This is a genomic window from uncultured Stenotrophomonas sp. (genome assembly GCF_913778665.1).
Lineage (GTDB): Bacteria > Pseudomonadota > Gammaproteobacteria > Xanthomonadales > Xanthomonadaceae > Stenotrophomonas.
The window spans coordinates 71,271-92,131 of sequence record NZ_CAJYVQ010000004.1 but is presented as its reverse complement, the minus strand read 5'-3'; the positions used below and the strand labels follow the sequence as shown (position 1 = coordinate 92,131).

Below are 20,861 nucleotides of genomic sequence, written 5' to 3'. Positions count from 1 at the left end.
GATCAAAGGATCGCAATCCCCGCCTTGCCCAGCGCCTCACGCACCATCGCGTCGTTGGCCTCGGTCACCGGCCGGGTCAGCTCCCACAGGAACTTCACCCGGAAGCCCGACTTCACCGCGTCCTGCGCGCTCCACAGCACGCAGTAGTCGCGGGCCAGCCCGCATAGGTGCACTTCGCGGATGCGGCGTTCGTGCAGCCAGCCGGCCAGGCCGGTGGCCGGACGCTCGCCGTCGGGGCCGTGGTTCTCGCGGAAAGCGCTGTACGAATCCACCTGTTGGCGCGTGCCCTTGCGCAGGATCAGATCGGCCACGGTCCAGTCCACGCCCGGGTGCAGCGCGGCGCCATCGCTGCCCTGCACGCAATGGTCGGGCCACAGGGTCTGTGGCTGCGCGTGCAGCAGGAGGGTCTCGAACGCGCGCTTGCCGGGGTGCTGGCTGGCGAACGAGGCGTGGTCGGCGGGGTGCCAGTCTTGGGTGGCCACCACCGTACGGTAGCGGCGCTGCGCTAACAGTTCGGCAATCGGCGCCACCAGCGCATCGCCCTGGTCGCAGGCCAGCGCGCCACCGGGCATGAAGTCCGGCTGCAGGTCGATCACCAGCAGGGCGACATCGGCGGGCAGGGCGGTCATGGCAGGTCCACTACAACGCAAAGGGGCGACCAGCGTGGCCGCCCCGGCGGCACAGGTCAATCGCCCTGCGGCGTCCCAGCGTCCTGCCCGTAGTACAGCAGGCCGATCTTGATCCGCTCCCGGCCGTTCTCGCGGCGATGGCGGTTGGCATCGCGCAGCGAGTACACGCAGCCGCAGTATTCCTGCTGGTAGAACTGCTCGCGCTTGCTGATCTCGATCATGCGGCTGGCACCGCCGCCCTTGCGCCAGTTGTAGTCCCAGTACTGCAGGCCGTCGTAGCGCGAGGCAGCACGGATGCCGCAGTCGTTGATCTGCGCCATGTTCTTCCAGCGCGAGATGCCCAGCGACGAACTGATGGTGTCGTAGCCATGTTCGTGCGCATACAGTGCGGTGCGCTCGAAACGCATGTCGAAGCACATCGTGCAGCGGATGCCGCGCTCGGGCTCGTTTTCCATGCCGCGCGCACGGCTGAACCAGTTGTCGGTGTCGTAGTCGCAGTCGATGAACGGGATGCCGTGCTGTTCGGCGAAGCGGATGTTCTCCTGCTTGCGCAGCTCGTATTCCTTCACCGGGTGGATGTTGGGGTTGTAGAAGAAGATCGCGTAGTCGATCCCGGAGGCGGTGATCGCCTCCATCACCTCGCCGGAGCAAGGCGCACAGCACGAATGCAGCAGCAGGCGCTTGCCGTCGGCGGGCAGGGTCAGGGTAGGGCGTTGGAGCTCGGTCATCGTCAGGTACCGCATGGACCGCCGGCAACGGCGGCGACCCATGCATCGGGCGGGAAAACGGGTCTGGCCGGATACCGTGAAAAGGACGCGCGCGGCCGCGCCGCCTGCACGCGCAGGACAACGGCGGCCCCGGCACCCTCCCCGCGGAGAGTCCAGGTCGAATCAGGGGACGGTCGTGTCCCCCGGCCGGGGCCGGTATTCGGGCTGATGGACACGGGCCGAAGCCCACCTACTCCCTGCCGCTTCCCAGGCGCGAGCCCAGTGCTGTTGGCAGGATTCGTTTCCATTCACCGCTGCGGGGCAGCTCCGGAATGGGCGCGCGAGGCGCCTTCACCGGATTCCCGTTTAAATCCCTCCCCGCGCCGGAGCGACGGGAGGGATACCTTCGGCGTGTGCAAAGTGGACCTGTTGGCGGCCATGGTCAAGGGTCAATTGCCATGCCGAGCTGTGGCTCGTTTCTCAGGCTGTGAGAGCCCCTCTTGCCATACTGTGCATCGACAGACGGGAGGTGGCTCGTGGCGGCGAAGTACTGCGATCTGGTCATGAAAGGCGGCATCACCAGCGGCATCGTGTACCCCAATGCGGTACTGGCGCTGGCGCGCGAGTATCGGTTCAAGAGCATCGGCGGCACTTCGGCCGGCGCCATCGCTGCGGCGGTGGCGGCTGCGGCAGCGTGTGGTGATCGCCGCCAGCAGGCCGGCGAACATCTGCCTGGCGATGCCGGCTATGGTGGGTTGTCGGCGGTATCGGCGCAGCTGTCGCGGCGCGGCTTCATCTACAGCCTGTTCCAGCCCGCACGCGGCGCACGCGCGGCCTATCGGCTGCTGGTGGTGCTGACCGGCAATGCCAGCCTGCCGCACAAATTGCTGTGCCTGGCCGTTGCCGTGTTCGAGATCGCGCCGCTGGAAGTGCTGGTGTCGCTGGCGCTGCTGCTCGGCCTGGGCTGGTGGGGCGGTGGTTGGAGCGGCGTGGCGGCCACGCTGCTGCCGTCGCTGCTGTGTGCGTATGGTGCGGGTGTGGCCGGTGCCGCGCTGCGTGTGGCGCGGGTGGCGCGACGTAACCTGCTGGGCCTGTGCAGTGGACTTGGCCGCGATGCACGTACGCCGGCACTGACCGAGTGGCTGCACGAATGCCTGCAGCAGTTGTCTGGCAAGCCGCTGGATGCACCGCTGACCTTCGCCGACCTGCACGACGCGCCGCGCTATGCCGGCGAGCCGGACAGCCCGCATGCGATCAGCCTGCAGATGATCACCACCTGCGTGTCGCACAACGAGCCGCGTACGCTGCCGCTGGGCGGCGCGCAGTTCTGGTTCCTGCGCGAGGAATTCGAGCAGCTGTTCCCGGCCAGCGTGGTGCAGTGGCTGGTGACACAGGCCGGGCCGCCGCTGGAGGTGGAAGGGCGGCAGTACTACCACCTGCCGCCGGGCCCGCAGCTGCCGGTGCTGGTGGCCACGCGCATGAGCCTGAGCTTCCCGCTGCTGATCAGCGCGGTGCCACTGCACGAGCCCTCGCGCCGCGAGCGCCGCTGCGAACCCACCGCACCTGCAGCCGACCCCGAGCACAACGTAGCCGACAGCATGGAAGGGCTGACCAGCGCCGGGCAGACCTGCGGCCCGGTAATCACCGCGTTCCGCATCTGCTGGTTCTCCGATGGAGGCATCAGCAGCAACTTCCCGATCCATCTGTTCGATGCCGCCCTGCCGCGCTGGCCGACCTTCGCCATCAACCTGGTCTACCCGCAGCACGCCGAAGCGGTGAACCAGGGCAGCGGTGGCCGCCAGTCGCTGGAACACGCGGTGTTCCTGCCCACGGAGAACCGCCACGGCTGGCAGCGCACCTACCAGTCGATCACCACACCGCTGGCAGCCGCCGAGCTGGGGCGCTTCCTGTTCGCGGTGGTGGCGACCATGCAGAACTGGCGCGATCTGCTGCAGGCACGCGCGCCGGGCTATCGCGACCGCATCGTGCACGTCAGCCTGCAGGGCGACGAAGGTGGCATGAATCTGGACATGCCACAGGAGGTGCTCACCCGCATCGCTGACAAGGGCAGCCTGGCTGGTGCGCGCTTCTGTTCGTTCTCGTTCGAGAACCACTACTGGATCCGCTGGCGCAACCTGGCGTCGGCCTATCAGCGTTACACGCTGGAAGTGGCACGAACGGACGACCCGGCGCAGCAGGTGCTGGCCTATCGCTCGGCGTACGCGATGGTTGCGCGCGGTGAACCGTCTCCGCCCTCGTACAAGCTGAGCTCGGAAGACAAGCGACTGGCCTCGCAGCAGCTATGGGGCTTGATGGTCGAGCAGGGTCGCAGCTGGGAGGACCTCGGCCCTGACCTCACCGACGGCGCACCGCGCCCGCTGCCGCAGATGAAGGTCACGCCGATCTACTGACCGGGTAGCAGATCCACGCGTGGCGTGGATCAAGCGTGTCGACCAAGGTCGACACCTACCCACAGCAGCAAAGGATGCCGTTTCGACAGCTCGCGGAGATCTGTCGAAGGCGGGGTGGGTCCGGTGGCGGGGGTGTCCGCGGCATGGATGCCGCGGCCGAGCCCCCAAGGACGGGTCTACGGCGTCCCCCGCCACCGGACCCATCCCGCCATCCCACGAAATGCCAGCTTTTGCCGTTGCTTCGGCCTCTGCAGGTGCAGGGCGCAGCCCTGCAAAACCCCCTACCTCCCCGGCAACTGCGCGAACGCGCGCTGCATGCAGTCCTCGCGCGGGCACACCCGGCAGCCCGGCCCGATCGACACCGAATTGCCCGGGCTCTGCACGTCCAACCCCAGCGAATACACCAGCCGCTCGGCATGCTGCAGGTCGCAGCCCAGTGCTACCGCAAACGTCTTGCGCGGCTGGCCATGCCCAACCGGGCCGCTGCTGACCTGCCGTGCCAGCCAGAAATGGCGGCGGCCATCGGGCATGCGCGCAGTCTGGGTGAGGATACGCCCGGGCTGGTTGAATGCCTCGTAGACGATCCACAGTGGGCACGAGCCGCCCACCTGCGAGAAGTGGAAGTCGGTGGCCGAATGGCGCTTGGACACATTGCCGGCGCGGTCCACACGGATGAAGAAGAACGGCAGCCCGGGTGCGCTGCGCCGCGCCAGCGTGCTCAGCCGATGGCAGACCGCCTCGAAGCCGACGCCGAACTGGTGGGCCAGCAGTTCGATGTCGTAGTTGCAGGCCTCGGCGGCGCGCAGGAAGCGCATGTACGGCATCACCAGCGCGCCGGCGAAGTAGTTTGAAAGACCGATACGTGCCTGCGCGATGCGCGCGTCATCGCTGAAGCCGGCACGTGCCACCACCGCATCGATCTGCGGCAGGTAGCCGTGCAGGGCCAGTTCGGCGGCCATCTGGAATGCCTGCTGGCCCGGCTCCAGGTAGTCCGGCAGCCACAGCCGCCGTGCAGCGGCATCGTACTGGCGTTTCTCGCGCCCGGCCTGCAGCGCGGCCACTTCCACCAGCACGCCGTGGCGGTCGGCCAGCAGCTGGCGCAGCCGCGGCGCCACGTGGCCGGGCGACAGCCCCCACTCGGCGAACAGGCGTTCGGCCAGCTCATCCAGCTCGGGGATGTGGTTGTGCATGCGGTTGAAGAACTCTCGCACCTGGTCACCGGCGGGCAGGGTGCTGCCGGCACCGGGCTCGCCCAATTGGAACTCCAGGGCAGCGGCATGCTCGCGCAGGGCCAGGTGGCGGCGATGCAGATCGAGCAGGGCGCGGCTGACCTGCGGCAGGTTGCCGGCCAATGCGCGCAGTTCGGTGGCGCTGACCTCGGCCAGACCCAAGTCGCGCAGGGTTTCGCCCAAGGCTTCCTGCAGTGCGGCGGGCTCATCCTCGTCGAACAGCGCCGAAACATCGCCGAGTACCTGGCCCAACTTCTTCTGCACGGCCGGGGTCAGCGGGCGCTTGTTGCGCTCGATCTGGTTCAGGTAGCTGGCCGACAGCCCCAGCGCCCGCGCCAGGTCGGCCTGGCTGTAACCGCGCTGCTCGCGCAGCCGCAGCAGGCGCAGGCCAAGTTGTCGCTGGGGGGTTGAATAATTCACAGAATTAACAGGAATCGTGGGGTGCGTTGGCCAGATTAAGCGGATTCAGGCCGGAAATCGAGGTGAGTGCTGTGAATAATGCCAAGCATCTTTCGAGCCCGTGGGATTGTCGTCATGACTGTTGCAGCGCCCCGTATCCGCATGCTGATCGATGGCCAGTTCATCGAATCGGCCACCTCCCACTGGCAGGACGTGGTCAATCCCGCCACCCAGGACGTCCTGGCCCAGGTGCCGTTCGCCACCGCCGGTGAAGTGGACGCCGCCGTTGCTGCTGCCAAGGAAGCGTTCAAGACCTGGCGCAAGACCCCGATTGGCACCCGCGCACGCATCTTCCTGAAGTACCAGCAGCTGATCCGCGAGAACATGAGCGAGCTGGCCCACATCCTCACCGCTGAACAGGGCAAGACCCTGCCGGATGCGGAAGGTGATGTGTTCCGTGGGCTGGAAGTGGTCGAGCACGCGGCTGCCATCGGCAATCTGCAGCTGGGCGAGCTGGCCAACAACGTGGCCAATGGCGTGGACACCTACACGATCATGCAGCCGCTGGGCGTGTGCGCCGGCATCACCCCGTTCAACTTCCCGGCGATGATCCCGCTGTGGATGTTCCCGATGGCCATTGCCACCGGTAATACCTTCATCCTCAAGCCGTCCGAGCAGGACCCGATGGTCACCATGCGCCTGGTCGAGCTGGCGCTGGAAGCCGGCATTCCGAAGGGCGTGCTGAACGTGGTGCATGGCGGCGAAGAAGTGGTCAACGCGATCTGCGACCACCCGGACATCAAGGCCGTGTCGTTCGTCGGTTCCACCCGCGTCGGCACCCACGTCTACAACCGCGCCTCGCTGGCCGGCAAGCGCGTGCAGTGCATGATGGGCGCCAAGAACCACGCCGTGGTGCTGCCGGACGCCAACAAGGAGCAGACCCTCAACGCGATGGTCGGCGCCGCCTTCGGTGCGGCCGGCCAGCGCTGCATGGCCGCCTCGACCCTGGTGCTGGTCGGTGAAGCACGCAACTGGGTGCAGGACCTGGTGACCAAGGCCAAGACCCTCAAGGTCAGTGGCGGCACCGTGGCCGGCACCGATGTCGGCCCGGTCATTTCCTGCAGCGCCCGCGAGCGCGTGGAAGGCCTGATCGCTTCGGGCGTGGAGCAGGGCGCCAAGCTGGTGCTCGATGGCCGCAACCCGCAGGTCGATGGCTTCGAGAAGGGCAACTTCGTCGGCCCGACCATCTTCGCCGGTGTCACCACCGACATGCGCATCTACCAGGAAGAAATCTTCGGGCCGGTGCTGGTCATCCTCGAAGCGGAAACGCTGGAAGACGCCATCACGATGGTCAACAGCAACCCCAACGGCAACGGCACCGCACTGTTCACCCAGTCCGGCGCGGCCGCACGCAAGTTCCAGGAAGACATCGATGTCGGCCAGGTCGGCATCAACGTGCCGATCCCGGTGCCGGTACCGCTGTTCTCGTTCACCGGTTCGCGCGCCTCCAAGCTGGGCGACCTGGGCCCTTACGGCAAGCAGGTGGTGCTGTTCTACACCCAGACCAAGACGGTCACCGCGCGCTGGTTCGATGACGAGACGCTGAGCCACGGCGTCAACACCACGATCAGCCTGAAGTAACGGCAGGAGCAGCCATGAGCCACTCGATGACGACGGAACTGGAAGAAGCACAGCAGGCGTACCGCGAGGCTGCGCGCGACTTCGCACAGGCCGAACTGGCGCCGCACGCCGCGCGATGGGATGCGGAGGGCATCTTTCCGCGCGAGGCGATCGCCAAGGCCGGTGAACTGGGCTTCTGCGGTCTGTACATGGACCCGGAAGTGGGCGGCAGCGGCCTGAGCCGACTGGACGCCGCCGTCGTCATCGAGGAGCTCGCCAACGTCGATCCGTCGACTGCGGCCTACATCAGCATCCACAACATGGCCTCGTGGATGGTGTCCAAGTGGGGCCAGCCGACGCTGCGTGATGCGTGGGGCACCGATCTGTCCTCGGGCAGCAAGCTGGCCTCGTACTGCCTGACCGAGCCGGGCGCCGGTTCCGATGCGGCCTCGCTGAAGACCACCGCCGTGCGCGACGGTGACCACTACGTGCTGAACGGCTCCAAGGCCTTCATCTCCGGCGCCGGTGCCACCGAGCTGCTGGTGGTGATGGCGCGTACCGGCGGTGCCGGTGCGGGTGGGGTCAGCGCCATCGCAGTGCCGGCCGACCTGCCGGGCATCAGTTTCGGCCGCAAGGAAGAGAAGATGGGCTGGAACAGCCAGCCCACCCGTGGCATCACCTTCGAGAACGTCCGCGTGCCGGTCAGCCACCTTCTGGGAGAGGAAGGCGGCGGCTTCAAGCTGGCGATGAAGGGGCTCGATGGCGGCCGCATCAACATCGCCGCCTGCTCGTTGGGTGCCGCGCAGGGCGCACTGGATGCCGCGCGTCGCTACATGGGCGAGCGCCGCCAGTTCGGCAAGGCGCTGGCCGAGTTCCAGGCGCTGCAGTTCAAGCTGGCCGACATGGCCATCGAACTGGTCGCCGCGCGGCAGATGGTGCATTCGGCTGCGCGCAAGCTCGATGCCGGTGCCAGCGATGCCAACGTGTGGTGCGCGATGGCCAAGCGCTTCGCCACCGATGCCGGCTTCAAGATCTGCAACGAAGCACTGCAGATCCACGGGGGCTACGGCTACATCCGCGAATACCCGATCGAGCGCCTGCTGCGCGACAGCCGTGTGCACCAGATCCTGGAAGGCACCAACGAGATCATGCGGGTGATCGTTGCCCGTCACCTGCTCAACACCGAAGAGGAACTGCGATGAAGGATTGGCGTACCCAGGCGCATGTGGGCCTGAAGGTCGAGGCCGATGGCCACACCGCCGTGGTCACCCTGCACAACCCGCCGGCGCACACCTGGACCGTGCACAGCCTGTCCGCGCTGCGCGACCTGGTGGGCGCGCTCAACGCAGACCGCGACGTCTACGTGCTGGTGATCACCGGTGACGGCGAGAAGTTCTTCTCCGCCGGTGCCGACCTCAACCAGTTCGCCTGCGGTGACAAGGCCGCTGCACGTGAAGCGGCGCGCCGCTTCGGCGAAGCCTTCGAAGCGCTGTCCGGGTTCCGTGGCGTATCGATCGCCGCGATCAACGGCTACGCCATGGGCGGTGGCCTGGAGTGTGCGTTGGCCTGCGACCTGCGCATCATCGAAGACCACGCCCAGGTCGCACTGCCGGAGGCCACCGTCGGGCTGCTGCCGTGCGCCGGTGGCACCCAGAACCTGCCGCGCCTGGTCGGCGAGGGCTGGGCCAAGCGCATGATCCTGCTGGGCGAGCGCATCAACGCCGAGACCGCGCTGCGCATTGGCCTGGCCGAAGAAAAGGTCGGCAAGGGCGAAGCCAAGGCACTGGCCTTGGAATGGGCGAAGAAGGCCGGCAAGCAGAGCCCGACCAGCATCGCCGCCTGCAAGGCCCTGGTGCAGTCCACCCGCACCGGCACCCACGCCTCGGCGCTGGTGGCCGAGCGCGAGGCCTTCGTCGACCTGTTCGACACCGCTGACCAGGTCGAGGGGGTGACGGCCTTCCTGGAAAAGCGCGCCGCGCAGTGGAAGAACGCATGAGCACCGACACCGTTGCCGACGGCGCACCGGTGCTGTTCGAAGAGCGCGTGGCCAGCAACGGCACGCGCATCGGCTTCGCCACGCTCAACGCACCGCGCACGCTCAATGGCTTCTCGCTGCCGATGGCGCATCTGCTGCTGAAGCAGTTGAACGCCTGGGCCGACGATGACGGCATCGCGATGGTGGTGTTGCAGGGTGCCGGCGAAAAGGCGTTCTGCGCCGGTGGCGACCTGCACAGCCTGTACAAGGCCATGGTCGCCTTCCGCGAAGAAGGCCACAGCGACATCCGCGAAAACGACTACGCCGCCGAATTCTTCGACGTCGAATACCGCGTCGATTACCTGATCCACACCTACACCAAGCCGATCCTGTGCTGGGGCCACGGCATCGTGATGGGTGGCGGCATCGGCCTGATGTCCGGTGCCAGCCACCGTGTCGTGAGCGAACGTTCCAAGCTGGCCTTCCCGGAAATCACCGTCGGTCTGTTCCCAGATGTCGGTGGCAGCTGGCTGCTGCCGCGCGTACCGGGCAAGGGCGGTCTGTTCCTGGCCCTGACCGGCGCACTGCTCAACCCCGGCGATGCCATCTACGCCGGCCTGGCCGACGTGCACGTGGCCGAAGAGCGCCGCAGTGCAGTGTTCGATGCGCTGCTGCAGGTGGCCTGGTCGGGCGATGCCGCGCACAACCACGAACGCCTCAGCCATCTGCTGCAGTCACACGCCAGCGATGCAGCCACCGGCCCGCTGCTGGCCAATGCCGCGCAGGTCGACGCGCTGTGCGAGGGCGATGACCTTGCCGCCATCATCGATCGCATCAGCGGCCTGCAGACCGGAGATGCCTGGCTGCAGGCGGCACAGAAGACCCTCGCCGCCGGTGCGCCCGGCTCGGCACGTCTGGCGTTCGAGCTGCAGCGCCGCAGCGCCGGCCACGACCTGGCCAGCGTCTATCGGCTGGAGTACATCACCGCGCTGCACTGCGCCGCCCACGGCGATTTCGCCGAAGGCATCCGCGCGCTGCTGATCGACAAGGACCGCAACCCGCAGTGGAACCCGGCCACGCTGGCCGAGGCCACCGCCGCGTGGGCCGATACGTTCTTCGCTTCGCCCTGGGCCGATGCCGCGCATCCGCTGGCCGACCTGGGCACCCCCGTCGCTGAAAGGAGCCTGGCATGAGCCGCATTGCATTCATTGGGTTGGGCAACATGGGTGGCCCGATGGCCGCCAATCTGGTCAAGAACGGCCACACCGTGCGCGTGTTCGATCTGGTCCCGGCCGCGGTGCAGGCGGCCGTCGACGCCGGCGCCAGCGCCGCCGCATCGGCACGCGAAACCCTGGCCGATGCCGAAGTGGTGATCTCGATGCTGCCGGCCAGCCGCCATGTCGAAGGCGTGTACCTGGGCGATGACGGCATCCTCGCCGCGATTCCGGCCGGTGCACTGGTCATCGACTGCAGTACCATTGCCCCGGCCAGCGCACGCAAGGTTTCCGAAGCCGCGGCCGCGCGTGGCCTGCAGATGATCGACGCGCCGGTGTCCGGCGGTACCGCCGGTGCCCAGGCCGGCACCCTGACCTTCATCGTCGGTGGCGAAGAGGACGCGCTGGAACGCGCGCGCCCGGTGCTGCAGGCGATGGGCAAGAACATCTTCCACGTGGGCGCCAGTGGTGCCGGCCAGGTTGCCAAGCTGTGCAACAACATGGCGCTGGGCGTGATCATGGCGGTGACCGGCGAAGCCATTGCCCTGGGCGTGGCGCACGGGCTGGACCCGAAGGTGCTGTCGCAGATGATGGCGGTCAGCACCGGCCGCAGCTGGGCCACTGAAGTGTGCAACCCGTGGCCGGGCGTGCTGGAGAACGCGCCTGCGTCGCGCGGCTACAGCGGCGGTTTCGGCAGCGACCTGATGCTGAAGGACATGGGCCTGGCGGTGGAAGCGGCGATGAGTGTCGGCGCCTCGATTCCGCTGGGCGAAGTGGCCCGCAACCTGTACTCGATGAACCACCAGGCCGGCCGCGGCAAGCTGGATTTCTCCAGCGTCGTGCAGCTCATTACGAGCGAGAAGTGACCTGGTAGTGCCGGCTGCTGGCCGGCAACCTCATGCCCCCATGCGGGACAACGAAGGTGGGATGGGCGGATGCCCGGTTTCGATCGGCATCCGCCCATTTTTTTGCCCTGCACGCGGGTAGTGCCGGCCGCTGGCCGGCATCAACGCATCAGGCGACGATCAGCGTCACGTCGATGTTGCCGCGGGTGGCGTTGGAGTACGGGCAGACGATGTGAGCCTTCTGCACCAGTTCTTCCACCTGCTCGCGCGGCACGCCCGGCACGTTGATGGTCAGCTCGGCTTCAATGCCGAAACCGGTCGGGATCTGGCCGATGCCAACCTTGCCGGTGACGGTGGTGTCGGCCGGCAGCGCGACCTTGGCCTGGCCGGCCACGAACTTCAGCGCGCCCAGGAAGCAGGCCGAGTAGCCCGCGGCGAACAGCTGCTCCGGGTTGGTGCCCGGGCCACCCGCGCCGCCCAGCTCACGCGGGGTCGACAGCTGGATGTCCAGCACGTTGTCGGAGGAGACGGAACGGCCTTCACGGCCGCCGGTGGAGGTGGCCTGGGCGGTGTACAGAACCTTTTCGATGGACATCGGGATGCTCCTGGTCGGTGGGTGGGTGTTGCGTTGGAGCCTACTGTGCCCGGTTTCCGCGTACGTTGGGTTGCAATGCGTACGAAAAACTTGATCGATCGTCCTACTGTCCTAGATCGTCCACTCGCGGTCGGTGGTGAACATGATGGTCAGCCAGCGGTCCGGCGAGGCTTCACCCAGTGCATCGCCGATCTCGTCGCGCAGCTGGTCCCATTCCAGCAGCGGCCGTGGCGGATCGTCCTCGCGCACCACGAAGAACAGCTCGATCTGCTCGCCACGCCCGACCTGCGCCACGTAGCTGCGGTGCTCGACGAAGCCATGCTTGGCGACGATGTCGCGCGCCACTGCATCTACGTGCGCCTGCAGCTCCGGCGGAGTCACCAGCAGGATGCCGGCCAGCGCCCGGCGCACGGTGCCGAGCGGGGCGATCATCACCAGCACGCAGACGAAGGCGAGGATGGCCGGGTCGATGTACGGCCCCACCCACGCCCACGACGTGCCCTGCACCAGCGCGCCGCCGAGGAAGGCGAGCAGATAGCAGGCCGACATGCTTGCGGCGATCACCCAGTTCTTCGCATCCAGCGCGATGAACTCCGAACCGATGCGGCGGTTGGCGCGCAGCACGAACCAGGCCAGCGCGCTTTCGGCCCCCAGTGACAGGCCGGCGAAGATGATCGCCGGGCCCAGTGCGATGTGGCGGCCACCGGACATCAGCGCATCTACCGCATTGACCAGCGCATACAGCGCCGCACCGATCATCAGCGTGCCGCTGACCCCCAGCACGATCGGCTCCAGATGCCAGAAGCCCATGGTGAAGCGCTGGTTGAGCCGCGACTGCAGGGCATCGGTGTTGGTGGACAGCGCGATCAGCCGCGCCACCAGCAGCGACAGCCAGGTCATCACCACGTCGATCAGCCCGTAGATGCCATCGAAGATGATCAGCGAGGAATTGGCCAGCAGGCCGAACACCACCGCGGCCACCGCCAGCAGCAGCGCACCGGCGATCGACAGGCGAAGCACGCCCTGTTCGGTGGTCGGGTCGAAGAAATGCGGGCGATCGGTAGCCATGACCTGATTGTAGAGCGGAGCCACGCTCAGCTGCCTTTTGCGGCTGACCGCGCTCCCCTCATGCAGCCACTTCCCGTAGACTACGCCCCTCCCACGCACCGACCCCGCCCTGCAGTGATCACGCCACCCTGACCCTTGCCGCACCTCGGCAGCCGGCCCGCCCGGCTCAGGAACCCGTGTCCATCCACTGCAGCGCCTCGCGGCCAGGCCGCGTGTGCGCGGAGTTTTCCCATGCAAACGTCCTATCCACTGCGCCAGCAATGGCTCGGCAACCTCCGTGGCGACCTGCTGTCCGGCATCATCGTCGCCCTGGCCCTGATTCCCGAGGCCATTGCCTTCTCGCTCATTGCCGGCGTCGACCCCAAGGTCGGCCTGTACGCCGCGTTCTCGATTGCCGTGATCACCGCCATCGCCGGCGGCCGCCCCGGAATGATCTCCGCCGCCACCGGTGCGATGGCGCTGGTGATGGTCGACCTGGTCAAGGACCACGGCCTGCAGTACCTGTTCGCCGCCAGCATCCTGGCCGGCCTGCTGCAGGTGCTGGCCGGCGTGTTCAAACTGGGCTCGCTGATGCGCTTCGTCTCGCGCTCGGTCATCACCGGCTTCGTCAATGCACTGGCGATCCTGATCTTCCTGGCCCAGATGCCCGAGCTGATCGGCCGTGGCCCGGCCGTGTACGTGCTCTGTGCCGCCGCGCTGGCGATCATCTACCTGCTGCCGCGCATCACCCGCGCAGTGCCGTCGCCGCTGGTGGCGATCGTGCTGCTCACCGCCGTGGTGATCGGCTTCGGCATCGACGTGCGCAGCGTCGGCGACATGGGCCAGCTGCCCGACAGCCTGCCGCACTTCCTCATTCCCGATGTGCCGTTTACCTGGGAAACCCTGCGCATCCTGCTGCCGGTGTCGGCCACGCTGGCGGTGGTCGGCCTGCTCGAATCGATGATGACGCTGCAGATCGTCGAGGACATCACCGAGACGCCCAGCGAGCGCAACCGCGAATGCGTCGGCCAGGGCGTGGCCAACACGGTCACCGGCTTCCTCGGCGGCATGGCCGGCTGCGCGATGATCGGCCAGTCGATCATCAACGTAACCTCCGGTGGCCGTGGCCGTCTGTCATGCCTGGTGGCCGGTGTCGTGCTGCTGGCAATGGTGGTGTACGGCAGCGAGCTGGTGCAGCAGATCCCGATGGCGGCGCTGGTGGCGGTGATGATCATGGTCAGCATCGGCACCTTCAGCTGGCGCTCGCTGCGCGACCTGCGCACCCATCCACGCAGTTCGTCGGCGGTGATGCTGCTGACCGTGGTGGTCACCGTGGCCACCCACGACCTGGCCAAGGGCGTGCTCAGCGGCGTGCTGCTGTCGGCGCTGTTCTTCGCGCGCAAGGTGGGCCGCTTGCTGGAGGTGCAACGCGAGGAGGTGGGTGATACCCAGGTCTACCGCGTGCGCGGCCAGGTGTTCTTCGCTTCCGCTGGCCAGCTTGGCGTGGCGTTTGATTACCGGCAGGTGGCACCGAAGGTGCAGATTGACCTGCGCGATGCCCATCTGTGGGATCTGACCGCCGTGGCCGCGCTGGAGAGCGCGCAGGAAAAACTGGCCGCGCATGGCGCCGATGTAACGGTGGTGGGGCTCAATGCCGCCAGCCGGACGCTGATCGAGCAGGTGGGTAGGCGCGGCGGCGGGCACTGAGGTCGCACTCATCAATCGCCGCCACCTGTGCTGGGACATGGGTCCATAAGCGCTTCTGCAGGGGGCACCCGGGTGACCGCAGCGGCGGTCGCCCGCGTTGTTGCATCAGTGCCGGCGGCCCATGCACCTGACTTCCACCCGCATGTCGGCGTCCATCACTTCGCTGGTGCAGATCATCTGGTTGTCGCCCGGCCCGATGTTGGGGCGCACGCCCAGATCGAAGAGGTAGCGACTGAAGTCCATGTAGGCGTCACTGGTGATGCCACCGGGGAACTCGTACACCACGGGCTTGCCGTCCTTGGCAACGTCTGCTTTGGTCTCTGGAACCGGGTTGCCGTGAACGTCGCGGCCGGTGCCGGGAATAGGCGCCCAGCTTTTCATCTCGCTGTCGTAGGAGGCCTTGACCGTGGAGCCATCGGCGAAGTTCAGCGTGGTCACCGGGCGGCCCGCAGTCAGCGAGATGTTCTTTCCCCTGACCGAATTGACGAACGTCATGTGCGCCGCATACCCGCGGGCGCGCCAGGAGGCATTCAACTGCTCGATCGCGTTGTTCATCCTGGCCGGGCTCTGCAATGCATCGTATACGGTTGCCGGAACCGGCCTGTCTGCGGCGGGAGCCGCCAGTGCCCGTCGCACGCGTGCAGTCGCCATCGCTTGCTGGGGGAGTCTCCACGTGTTCGATGCAACGTCGTAGTTCATTTCAAGGCTGCGCCCATTCGCGTGCCAGAAGCGGACCAGGGCTACGAAGTAGTCTTCCAGGTCCTGTTCGATCGGCAGCTCCTGGATCCTGCGATCCCACAGGATGACGAACTTCCGTATTTCTCCCGTGGAAATACTGGTCACCAGCGCACCGCCGACGTCGACGTCCGACAGCGCGGCCGCCTGCATCTGAGCGTATGAACACCCTTCGCACGGGATATCTTGTATCTGCTTCAACTGCGCGTGCGCTCCCTGCGCACAGAGCAACAACGCCACCGCAGTGGCGTATCGGAACAGCCTCATCGAATTCGATTCCTAGATGGATGGATTGGGTAGGAAATGAATGACGATCCTGGCTACTGCCGCAATGACCAGCGCAATCGACACGGCGCGGGTGAAGCGATGAATCTCGCGCCGTTGGAAGGGTATCCATACCGTGAGCAGGATGGTCGTGAGGCCAAAGACCAGCACCGGGGTGCCGGAAGTCGCCATCGCCATGCACAGGCTGATGAAGGCGAACAGTTCCAGGACCAGTTCGATATAGGTGCGTTGCTGCATTACATGTTCCGTTTGCTTGGGACATCCATGCCGCACATCGTTGTACGGCACTCAAATGATATCACTTCTCATTCGTATTTGATGGCGTGACAGGCGTGTGCCACAGCGGCAATGGGGCACCGGCGCTTCGAACGCTGCCTGACGACCCGGCGCCATTCAGACACCCGGTGTAAACTATTGATCTCACTGGCAATGCCAGTCTCCTCGATCAACGCTCCGATGACGTCCGCCACCGCCCGTTACGCCGACTCCCTGCGCCTGTCCGTTGCCCCGATGATGGACTGGACCGATCGCCACTGCCGCGTGTTCCACCGCGTGCTGGCGCCGGGCGCGCGCCTGTACACGGAGATGGTGCACGCCAACGCGGTCATCCACGGCGACCGTGAGCGCCTGCTCGGCTTCGATGCCAGCGAACAGCCGCTGGCGCTGCAGCTGGGTGGCAGCGATCCGGCCCTGCTGGCACAGGCCGCGCGCATCGCCGCCGAGTGGGGCTACGACGAGGTCAACCTCAACTGCGGCTGCCCGTCCGACCGCGTGCAGGCCGGGCGCTTCGGCGCCTGCCTGATGCGCGAGCCGGTGCTGGTGGCCGAGTGCGTGGCGGCCATGGTCGATGCGGTCGACATCCCGGTGACGGTGAAGTGCCGCCTGGGCGTGGACGAGGACAACGATTACGACGTATTCGCCGCCTTCGTCGACCACCAGGTCGCCGCCGGTGCGGCAATGGTGGTGGTGCATGCGCGCAATGCCTGGCTGAAGGGCTTGTCACCTAAGGAGAACCGCGAGGTTCCGCCGCTGAAGTACGATTGGGCGTATCGCCTGAAGCAGGAGCGACCGGCGCTGCCCGTGGTGCTCAACGGTGGCCTGGCCAGCGTCGAGGCGGTGCAGGCACAGGCGGCGCACGTCGATGGCGTGATGCTGGGCCGTGCGGCCTACCACGACCCCTACCTGCTGCATCAGCTGGAGGCGCTGCACACCGGCGCCCCGCTGCGGTCCCGCGGCGACCTGCTGCGCGCGCTGCGCCCCTACGTGGAAGCGCGCCTGGGCGAAGGCTTGGCGCTGAAGCACATCACCCGTCACCTGCTGGGCCTGTTCCACGGCCAGCCGGGTGGCCGCGCGTTCCGCCAAGTGCTGAGCGAGGGCGCACACCGCCCGGGCGCCGATTGGGCCCTCGTCGAGCAGGCGCTGGCCGTCACCGAACGCCAAGCCGATCGCGCTGCAGCGTGACCGAAGTCACTTTCCTGACTTGACAAGGGACGGTGATTCGTCCCGAATGTTCATTTAGCTGAACGGAGCGGGGCCTGGGCCGGAAAAGTTCAGACCGGATTCACTGCCCAAAACCAAGAATTTGCAAAAGATTTGTAAAGCGCCGGGTCCCGAACCCGGTCCCCGGATTTACGACTTTTGAACGAATCGCCGTGCTCGGCTAGGATCGCATTGATGTCTTCCGCTCCCTTCCATTGCCGCATTGCCCTGGCCACCTGCGTGGTGCTGGCGGCTGCGCCGCTGTCGTCGGCGCTGGCGCAGCAGCCGCCGCGTGGCGAGCAGGGACGCGCGGAGATGATGGAGCGGGGCGAGCGCGGTGGCCGTGGCGACGAGCGTTCGCTGTCCGATGCCGTGCGCCGCGTGCAGCGCAGCACCGGCGGCCACATCCTGGGCGCCGAGCGCGTGCCGTTCGATGGTCGTGACATCAACCGGGTGAAATACATGGACGACCGGGGCCGGGTCCGCTACATGGACGACCCCGCCCCGTCGCGTTCACAGCCGCGCACGCCGCGGTCGGATATGTCATCACTACGCGGCGATAACCCCTGAACAGGGATAGTTGTCGCCATCAACCCGTACCCACAGGCCTCCGGGCCACACCCAGGACACTAGGGAGAGTTCATGCGTATCCTTCTGGTCGAAGACGAAGCCCCGCTGCGTGAGACCCTGGCAGCCCGGCTCAAGCGCGAAGGCTTTGCCGTCGATGCTGCGCAGGACGGCGAGGAAGGCCTCTACATGGGCCGCGAAGTGCCGTTCGATGTCGGCATCATCGACCTCGGCCTGCCCAAGATGTCGGGCATGGAGCTGATCAAGGCCCTGCGCGACGAAGGCAAGAAGTTCCCGGTGCTGATCCTGACCGCGCGTTCGAGCTGGCAGGACAAGGTCGAGGGCCTGAAGCAGGGCGCCGACGATTACCTGGTCAAGCCGTTCCACGTCGAAGAGCTGCTGGCCCGCGTCAACGCGCTGCTGCGCCGCGCCGCTGGCTGGAGCAAGCCGACCCTGGAATGCGGCCCGGTCGCCCTGGATCTCGCCGCGCAGACCGTCAGCGTGGCCGGCAGCAATGTCGACCTCACCAGCTACGAGTACAAGGTGCTGGAGTACTTGATGATGCACGCTGGTGAACTGGTCTCCAAGGCCGATCTCACCGAGCACATCTACCAGCAGGACTTCGACCGCGACTCGAACGTGCTGGAGGTCTTCATCGGCCGCCTGCGCAAGAAGCTGGACCCGGATGGCGAACTGAAGCCGATCGAGACCGTGCGCGGTCGCGGCTACCGTTTCGCGATTCCGCGCAACGAGGGCTGAGCCGGCTCAGCCTGGCGATACCATGATGTCCGGCCGTCTGTGGTTCTTCCGACGCTGGCGGCCGCGCTCTCTGCAGGCGCGCCAGATGCTGGCCGCCTCCGTGGGCCTGGTCGCGTTCCTGGCCCTGGCCGGTTACGCGCTGGACGCTGCCTTCGCCGATACGGCGAAGGCGAACCTGCGTGAGCGCCTGAAGAACTACGCCACCGCCTACGCGGCCGGCATCGACTTCACCCGCGACCGCTCGCTGTACATCCGCGAGCAGCCGCCGGATCCGCGCTTTGATGTGCCCGGCAGCGGCCTGTACCTGCAGGTGGTGATGCCGGACGGCAAGGGCAATTCGATGTCCGCCGAAGGCCCGATGCTGCCCACCGTGGGCGGGGGCCTGCTGGCTCCGCGCCAGGAAGTATTCGAAGGCCCGCTGCCGATGATCCAGATCGATGGCAGCCAGGGCTCGGTGTACCGCTATGGCCTGGGCCTGGTATGGGATGCCGACGCCGACCCCGCCACCGAATTCCCTTACACCATCTACGTGATGGAAGACTCGCGCGCGCTGGGTGCGCAGCTGCGTGTGTTCCGTGGCCGCGTCTGGTTCTACCTGGGTGGCATCGGCCTGATCCTGCTGCTGCTGCAGACCGTCATCCTGCAGTGGAGCCTGCGCCCGCTGCGCCGCGTGATCACCGAGCTGACCAAGGTGCAGCGGGGCGAGACCGCGCGCATGAGCGAGCGCCACCCGCGCGAGCTGGAGCCGCTGACTGACAGCATCAACGCCTTCATCGAGAGCGAGCGCGAGAACCTCGAGCGCCAGCGCAATACCCTGGCCGATCTGGCACACAGCCTGAAGACGCCGATCGCGGTGCTGCGCACGCAGATGGACAGCGGTGCCGGCGACAGTGCGCTGCGCGAAGAACTGGACGTGCAGCTGCAGCGCATGAACAACCTGGTCTCGTACCAGCTGGCGCGCGCGGCGTCGTCGGGCCACAAGCTGTTCTCCGCACCGTTGCCGATCGAATCCAACGCCGAAGAGATCGTGCGCGGCCTGGAAAAGGTCTACGCCTCCAAAGGCGTGCTGTGCGAATTCGACATCGAACCGGCCGCGCGCTTCCACGGCGAACCGGGTGACCTGCAGGAACTGCTGGGCAACCTGCTGGAAAATGCCTTCAAGTGGGCCAACCGCCGCGTGCTGCTGACCGCGCAGCCGCTGCCGGCCCCGAACGCGCGTCGCGCCGGCCTGCTGCTGGCGGTGGATGACGATGGCCCGGGCATTGCCCCGGACGACATCGGCAAGGTGCTGCAGCGTGGCGTGCGTGGCGACGAGCGCGTGCAGGGCCACGGCATCGGCCTGTCGATCGTGCAGGACCTGATCAAGGATTACCGCGGCGAACTGATCGTGGGCCGCTCCAGCGAACTGGGCGGCGCCCGCTTCGAAGTGCGCCTGCCGCCGGGGCCGTAAACCGCGCGGTCCCGAGGGTGTTCCGGCACTACCGCGCGTCGAAGGCTGGCGGCTCGCCGTAGAACCGCCGCAGCTGCGCGGCCACCTCCGGCAACGCCTGCTGCAGCAGGTCCGGTGCGGAGAAGTGATACTCGCTGGCGACCGCGAAGAATTCTTCCGGCGCTTCCGCCGCATACGGATCGATCAGCACCTCTTCACCGGCATCCACCTGCGCACAGAACCCGTCGTAGGCGCGCTGGAAGATGGCCGCCCACTCCCGCTGCCATTCGCGCGGCAGCGGCGGCGTGCCGTCCATCGCGCCATCCAGCGCATCCAGCTTGTGCACCATCTCGTGCACCGCCACGCAGTAACCCTCGTGTGGCGCGGCCAGGTCGGCCTGCACATCGGCCCAGGACAGGATCAACGGGCCGCTGTCCCACGACTCGCCAATCAGCTCGTCATCCCATTCGTGCAGCACTCCGGCCGCATCCATGTGGCTGCGGTGCACGCGGAACGCATCGGGATAGATGATCAGCTGCGACCAGCCCTGCAGCCCCACTTCGCCGAACTCCAGCAGCGGCAGGCAGCACAGCGCGGCCAGCAGCACGCCATCGCCGGGCTGCAACTGCAGTTCACCGATCGGGGTAAGGGTCTTCTCGTGCAGGAAGCGCGTGGCCAGCGCCCGCAGCCGTGCGCGACGGGGGGCGTCCAGGCCGTGCAGCCAGGCCACGCGGCGGCAGGCGTCCTCCCAAAGCGCATCGTCAATCGGCCGCGGCGCAGGCCGCAGCCACCCCAGCAACGACTTGATCAGCGGAACATTCCCGGCAGGTAGCTGTGCCACTTCGGCGCGCGGATGCGTTGCAGCACGTCGTCGTCGCTGCCACCGCCGCCGGTGCTGCTGTTGGCCGCCGGGCGAACCGGGGCCGGCTTGCTGGTTGCTGCCGAGGCGGTCGCGGTCGGTGCACGCTGCGAAGCGGCATCACCGTTGGAAGTCACGCAGGCGCCGCGGCTGTCGTCCAGCGCTGCTGTAGCAGACGCCGCGAAGGGCATCGTCAGCAGGATCAGGCAATGGGCATAACGGCGCATTGACGACATCCACGTTAAGGGAAGGTGAGTTCCCGATTCTAGCCCGAACCCGAGGCCCCGTTGGAAGCCCCTGCGGAACCCAGCGTGGCAGGCGTCGCTGACGGCTTTCCCGCATAATTCCTCCCTGACTTCGTGGAAGCTGC

General features: G+C 67.0%; 20 protein-coding genes and 1 riboswitch. Of the genes, 11 read left to right on the top strand and 9 right to left on the bottom strand.

Annotated features, from left to right (window positions below; translation table 11 throughout):
* Positions 1-2 precede the first annotated feature (2 nt).
* Positions 3-629 carry a bifunctional nicotinamidase/pyrazinamidase gene (pncA, locus tag QZ853_RS05240; protein ID WP_295571231.1) on the bottom strand — a complete coding sequence of 209 codons (627 nt, stop codon included), beginning with the start codon at positions 627-629 and terminating at the stop codon, positions 3-5.
* Positions 630-685: 56 nt separating this feature from the next.
* Complete coding sequence (locus tag QZ853_RS05235; RefSeq protein ID WP_295571230.1) at positions 686-1,357, bottom strand: epoxyqueuosine reductase QueH; 672 nt, start codon at positions 1,355-1,357, stop codon at positions 686-688.
* Positions 1,358-1,529: 172 nt separating this feature from the next.
* A riboswitch (cobalamin riboswitch) is annotated at positions 1,530-1,759 on the bottom strand.
* Positions 1,760-1,899: 140 nt separating this feature from the next.
* Here QZ853_RS05235 and QZ853_RS05230 point away from each other — a divergent pair.
* Complete coding sequence (locus tag QZ853_RS05230; RefSeq protein WP_295571229.1) at positions 1,900-3,747, top strand: patatin-like phospholipase family protein; 1,848 nt, start codon at positions 1,900-1,902, stop codon at positions 3,745-3,747.
* Positions 3,748-4,028: 281 nt separating this feature from the next.
* Here QZ853_RS05230 and QZ853_RS05225 read toward each other — a convergent pair whose 3' ends face one another.
* Positions 4,029-5,396 (bottom strand): short-chain fatty acyl-CoA regulator family protein, encoded by a 1,368-nt coding sequence (locus tag QZ853_RS05225; RefSeq protein WP_295571228.1) that lies wholly within the window; start codon positions 5,394-5,396, stop codon positions 4,029-4,031.
* 114 nt (positions 5,397-5,510) lie between these two features.
* Here QZ853_RS05225 and QZ853_RS05220 point away from each other — a divergent pair, with 114 nt between their 5' ends.
* Genes QZ853_RS05220 through mmsB form a run of 5 tightly spaced genes read left to right on the top strand, consistent with a single transcriptional unit; the run spans position 5,511 to position 11,050 of the window.
* Entirely contained in the window at positions 5,511-7,016 is a 1,506-nt protein-coding gene (locus QZ853_RS05220) for a CoA-acylating methylmalonate-semialdehyde dehydrogenase (RefSeq protein WP_295571227.1), read from the top strand.
* 14 nt (positions 7,017-7,030) lie between these two features.
* Positions 7,031-8,197 (top strand): acyl-CoA dehydrogenase family protein, encoded by a 1,167-nt coding sequence (locus tag QZ853_RS05215; protein WP_295571226.1) that lies wholly within the window; start codon positions 7,031-7,033, stop codon positions 8,195-8,197.
* On the top strand, positions 8,194-8,991 hold the full coding sequence (locus QZ853_RS05210) for an enoyl-CoA hydratase (RefSeq protein ID WP_295571225.1): 798 nt from the start codon (positions 8,194-8,196) through the stop codon (positions 8,989-8,991). The genes QZ853_RS05215 and QZ853_RS05210 overlap by 4 nt, the downstream gene beginning before the upstream one ends.
* On the top strand, positions 8,988-10,163 hold the full coding sequence (locus tag QZ853_RS05205) for an enoyl-CoA hydratase/isomerase family protein (RefSeq protein WP_295571224.1): 1,176 nt from the start codon (positions 8,988-8,990) through the stop codon (positions 10,161-10,163). Before QZ853_RS05210 ends, QZ853_RS05205 begins: the two co-directional genes overlap by 4 nt.
* Positions 10,160-11,050, top strand: coding sequence for a 3-hydroxyisobutyrate dehydrogenase (mmsB, locus tag QZ853_RS05200; RefSeq protein ID WP_004136647.1), 891 nt, complete (start codon positions 10,160-10,162; stop codon positions 11,048-11,050). The genes QZ853_RS05205 and mmsB overlap by 4 nt, the downstream gene beginning before the upstream one ends.
* A 148-nt stretch (positions 11,051-11,198) precedes the next feature.
* On the opposite strand, the gene QZ853_RS05195 is transcribed toward mmsB, so the two are convergent.
* Both QZ853_RS05195 and QZ853_RS05190 read right to left on the bottom strand, forming a co-directional pair.
* Positions 11,199-11,624: an organic hydroperoxide resistance protein gene (locus QZ853_RS05195; RefSeq protein ID WP_004153735.1), complete on the bottom strand. Its 426-nt coding sequence runs from the start codon at positions 11,622-11,624 to the stop codon at positions 11,199-11,201.
* A gap of 111 nt (positions 11,625-11,735) precedes the next feature.
* Positions 11,736-12,692 (bottom strand): cation transporter, encoded by a 957-nt coding sequence (locus QZ853_RS05190; RefSeq protein ID WP_295571223.1) that lies wholly within the window; start codon positions 12,690-12,692, stop codon positions 11,736-11,738.
* A 231-nt stretch (positions 12,693-12,923) separates the two neighbouring features.
* Here QZ853_RS05190 and QZ853_RS05185 point away from each other — a divergent pair, with 231 nt between their 5' ends.
* Positions 12,924-14,378 (top strand): SulP family inorganic anion transporter, encoded by a 1,455-nt coding sequence (locus QZ853_RS05185; protein ID WP_295571222.1) that lies wholly within the window; start codon positions 12,924-12,926, stop codon positions 14,376-14,378.
* Between the two features lie 105 nt (positions 14,379-14,483).
* On the opposite strand, the gene QZ853_RS05180 is transcribed toward QZ853_RS05185, so the two are convergent.
* Together QZ853_RS05180 and QZ853_RS05175 are read right to left on the bottom strand one after the other, a co-directional pair.
* Positions 14,484-15,380 carry a hypothetical protein gene (locus QZ853_RS05180; RefSeq protein WP_295571221.1) on the bottom strand — a complete coding sequence of 299 codons (897 nt, stop codon included), beginning with the start codon at positions 15,378-15,380 and terminating at the stop codon, positions 14,484-14,486.
* A 12-nt stretch (positions 15,381-15,392) separates the two neighbouring features.
* Entirely contained in the window at positions 15,393-15,635 is a 243-nt protein-coding gene (locus QZ853_RS05175) for a hypothetical protein (RefSeq protein WP_295571220.1), read from the bottom strand.
* Positions 15,636-15,827: 192 nt separating this feature from the next.
* On the opposite strand from QZ853_RS05175, the gene dusA reads away from it, so the two are divergent.
* The 4 genes from dusA (at position 15,828) to QZ853_RS05155 (ending at position 19,653) form a co-directional block, all read left to right on the top strand.
* Positions 15,828-16,859 carry a tRNA dihydrouridine(20/20a) synthase DusA gene (dusA, locus tag QZ853_RS05170; protein WP_295571219.1) on the top strand — a complete coding sequence of 344 codons (1,032 nt, stop codon included), beginning with the start codon at positions 15,828-15,830 and terminating at the stop codon, positions 16,857-16,859.
* A 213-nt stretch (positions 16,860-17,072) separates the two neighbouring features.
* Complete coding sequence (locus tag QZ853_RS05165; RefSeq protein ID WP_295571218.1) at positions 17,073-17,447, top strand: hypothetical protein; 375 nt, start codon at positions 17,073-17,075, stop codon at positions 17,445-17,447.
* A gap of 72 nt (positions 17,448-17,519) precedes the next feature.
* Positions 17,520-18,203, top strand: a complete 684-nt coding sequence (locus tag QZ853_RS05160; protein WP_004136763.1) for a response regulator transcription factor — start codon at positions 17,520-17,522, stop codon at positions 18,201-18,203.
* Positions 18,204-18,228: 25 nt separating this feature from the next.
* The gene (locus QZ853_RS05155; RefSeq protein WP_295571473.1) at positions 18,229-19,653 is read left to right on the top strand and encodes a sensor histidine kinase; all 1,425 of its coding nucleotides are present in this window, start codon (positions 18,229-18,231) and stop codon (positions 19,651-19,653) included.
* A gap of 28 nt (positions 19,654-19,681) precedes the next feature.
* On the opposite strand, the gene QZ853_RS05150 is transcribed toward QZ853_RS05155, so the two are convergent.
* A complete protein-coding gene (locus tag QZ853_RS05150) occupies positions 19,682-20,473 on the bottom strand; it encodes a M90 family metallopeptidase (protein WP_295571217.1) in 792 nt (263 codons plus the stop codon).
* Entirely contained in the window at positions 20,440-20,718 is a 279-nt protein-coding gene (locus QZ853_RS05145) for a hypothetical protein (RefSeq protein WP_295571216.1), read from the bottom strand. Before QZ853_RS05145 ends, QZ853_RS05150 begins: the two co-directional genes overlap by 34 nt.
* Positions 20,719-20,861: the final 143 nt, after the last annotated feature.